Here is a 3,218-nt window from a genome sequence, read left to right as displayed (position 1 = left end):
ATATGCTACTTTGGGTGAAATTTGTAATGTATTGCGCGAAGTATTCGGTGAATACGAAGCTCATTCTACATTATAATATCGGCTGATTTCGGAGGTAATATATCATGGCAGAAAAACGTATTAGAGTAATTGTAGCAAAACCAGGTCTTGATGGTCATGACCGTGGTGCAAAAGTAGTAGCACGCGCACTTCGCGATGCTGGTTTCGAAGTAATCTACACTGGTCTTCGTCAAACACCAGAACAAATCGTTGAAGCAGCGCTTTCTGAAGACGTTAATGTAGTTGCATTATCTCTTCTTTCCGGTGCTCACAATACATTGTTCCCTAAAATTGTTGAACTTTTGAAAGAAAAAGGCATGGGGGATGTTCTTGTAATCGGTGGTGGCGTTATTCCTGACGCTGATATCCCTGGCTTGAAAAAAGCAGGCGTAGCTGCTGTATTCACTCCTGGTACACCAACCGGCGATATCGTTAAATTCATTAAAGAACACGTGAAATAATTAATTTAATGGGTGAGAGGGACTCAACTGTGCGGCTGAATCCCTCTATTCCCATATTTTAAGATAGGTGGTGAGGCGAATGGATTTAGTTAAAGAACTATTTGAGGGTTCTCGACTAGCCTTAGCACGGTCCATTACTGCTGTAGAGAATGAGTATGATAATGCTATCGATATTATGAAGGCCATTTATCCTGAAACAGGACGTGCTCGTATTCTCGGTATTACAGGGGCCCCTGGTGCCGGTAAAAGTACCTTGACCGATAAAGTTGTTAAACATTATTTGGATCAGGGTAAAAAAATCGGCATCGTTGCCATCGACCCGACTAGCCCATTCTCGGGTGGTGCTATTTTGGGGGACCGTATTCGAATGAATGATTTGACGTTAAATGAAAATGTATTTATTCGAAGCATGGGGACACGCGGTAGTTTAGGCGGTTTGTCTAAAAAAACTGCGGACGTTGTCAAGCTGATGGATGCCTTTGGTATGGATCTCGTTATCATTGAAACCGTAGGTGTAGGACAATCGGAAGTGGATATCGTAAAAAATGCGGATACCACATTAGTTGTTCTTGTGCCTGGCCTTGGTGATGATATTCAAGCAATTAAGGCAGGGATTCTTGAAATTGGCGATGTATTTGCTATCAACAAAGCGGATAGGGACGGTTGCGATCGTTTGAATGTTGAAATCGAGATGATGCTTGATCTCGATTCTCGCGAAGTCAAATGGAGACCTCCGATTAAGCGTACTGTTGCCAGCAAAGATCAAGGTGTAGATGAACTCATCGAAGCCTTGGATGAACATTTTGAGTATCTTGAAGACTCTGGTGAGTTGGATGCTCGCCGGGCAGAACGTACGCGTGATGAAATCATCGCGATGATTAATGAGCAAATTGGTCGTTATGTGGCAGAAAAAATAGTCACTAGCGATGAATTTAATAGCCAAGTGGCAGCTGTAAATGAACGCACGAGCGATCCATATACAGTTGTTAACGGCGTTATGTCAAATGTGCTAAAGTAGACGGCGACTACATAGCATGAGAGATTTAGCCTTATAAAAGGAGATAATCAAAATGGCTTTTAAAGTATTACAAGTGGACCACATCGGTATTGGTGTTAATGATTTAGCAGCAACAAAAGAATTTTATAAAAATGCATTGGGTATTCAACATCTTCCTGAAGATGAAGTTGTTGAAGAACAAAAAGTAAAAGTATCTTTCTTCCCTTGTGGTGATGCAGAACTCGAATTTTTGGAAACTACAACTCCAGATGGCCCTATCGGTAAATTTATCGAAAAGAATGGCGGTCGTGACGGCATTCAACACGTTGCTTTGCGCGTAGATAATATTGAAAATGCTATTGCTGATTTGATGGCTAAAGGTATTCGTATGATTGACGAAAAACCTCGTTACGGTGCAGGCGGTTCCTCCATTGCTTTCGTTCATCCTAAAGCAACAGGTGGCGTATTGCTTGAATTATGTCAACGTATGAAATAATACAGTATCCAATTCACATCATTATATATGAGTTGTAGATATACATATACATATAATCCTACGTTATATATTAAATATGTATGCTTCTTGAACTTTATTCATTTATGAAATAAAATGATACTGTAACAAGTTTTATTTGGAGGTGCTATAATGGCAACAGTGCAGGAAAAAATCGAGTTATTGCACGAAAAACTAGCTAAAGTTAAAGCTGGTGGCGGCGAAAAACGCGTTGAGAAACAACATGCTCAAGGCAAAATGACTGCTCGCGAACGCTTGGCTAAATTGTTCGATGATAATTCCTTCGTTGAACTTGATCAATTCGTTAAACATCGTTGTGTTAACTTCGGTCAAGAAAAGAAAGAATTACCAGGCGAAGGTGTAGTAACAGGTTATGGTACTATCGACGGTCGTTTAGTATATGCATTCGCACAAGATTTCACTGTAGAAGGTGGTTCTCTTGGTGAAATGCATGCTGCTAAAATCGTTAAAGTACAACGTTTAGCAATGAAAATGGGTGCTCCTATTGTTGGTATCAACGATTCCGGCGGTGCTCGTATTCAAGAAGCAGTAGATGCCCTTGCTGGTTACGGTAAAATTTTCTTTGAAAATACAAATGCATCTGGTGTTATTCCACAAATTTCCGTAATCATGGGTCCATGTGCGGGCGGTGCTGTATATTCTCCAGCATTGACTGACTTCATCTACATGGTTAAAAATACTTCTCAAATGTTCATCACTGGTCCTGCAGTAATCAAATCTGTAACTGGTGAAGAAGTAACTGCTGAAGATCTTGGTGGTGCAATGGCTCACAACTCCGTGTCTGGTGTTGCTCACTTTGCAGCTGAAAATGAAGATGATTGTATCGCTCAAATTCGTTACTTATTAGGCTTCTTGCCATCCAACAATATGGAAGATGCTCCATTGGTAGATACTGGTGACGATCCAACTCGTGAGGATGAAAGCTTGAATAGCTTGTTGCCAGATAACAGTAACATGCCTTACGACATGAAAGATGTTATCGCAGCTACTGTAGATAATGGCGAATACTATGAAGTACAACCATTCTATGCTACAAATATCATTACTTGCTTCGCTCGTTTTGATGGTCAATCCGTTGGTATCATTGCTAACCAACCAAAAGTAATGGCTGGTTGCTTGGACATTAACGCTTCTGACAAATCTTCCCGTTTCATCCGTTTCTGTGATGCTTTCAATATTCCAATCG

At 40.6% G+C, this 3,218-nt stretch carries 4 protein-coding genes; all 4 read left to right on the top strand.

Annotated elements, in window-relative coordinates; translation table 11 throughout:
- Positions 1-104: 104 nt before the first annotated feature.
- Complete coding sequence (locus RYO55_RS09595; protein ID WP_054673772.1) at positions 105-500, top strand: cobalamin B12-binding domain-containing protein; 396 nt, start codon at positions 105-107, stop codon at positions 498-500.
- A gap of 79 nt (positions 501-579) precedes the next feature.
- A complete protein-coding gene (meaB, locus tag RYO55_RS09590) occupies positions 580-1,518 on the top strand; it encodes a methylmalonyl Co-A mutase-associated GTPase MeaB (protein WP_038115729.1) in 939 nt (312 codons plus the stop codon).
- Between the two features lie 52 nt (positions 1,519-1,570).
- The gene (gene mce / locus RYO55_RS09585) at positions 1,571-1,993 is read left to right on the top strand and encodes a methylmalonyl-CoA epimerase (protein ID WP_005377395.1); all 423 of its coding nucleotides are present in this window, start codon (positions 1,571-1,573) and stop codon (positions 1,991-1,993) included.
- A gap of 150 nt (positions 1,994-2,143) precedes the next feature.
- Positions 2,144-3,218 (top strand): acyl-CoA carboxylase subunit beta (locus RYO55_RS09580; RefSeq protein ID WP_314985301.1); only part of this gene is annotated, 1,075 nt, incomplete at its 3' end.

It is taken from the genome of uncultured Veillonella sp., assembly GCF_963551295.1.
Classification (GTDB): Bacteria; Bacillota; Negativicutes; order Veillonellales; family Veillonellaceae; genus Veillonella.
Note: the sequence above shows the minus strand (reverse complement) of the source record. Positions and strands in the feature narration are given on the sequence as shown.

Coding starts and splice junctions, on each gene's coding strand:
- RYO55_RS09595 (WP_054673772.1), top strand. CDS start 105: ATGGCAGAAAAACGTATTAGAGTAATTGTAGCAAAACCAGGTCTTGAT.
- meaB (WP_038115729.1), top strand. CDS start 580: ATGGATTTAGTTAAAGAACTATTTGAGGGTTCTCGACTAGCCTTAGCA.
- mce (WP_005377395.1), top strand. CDS start 1,571: ATGGCTTTTAAAGTATTACAAGTGGACCACATCGGTATTGGTGTTAAT.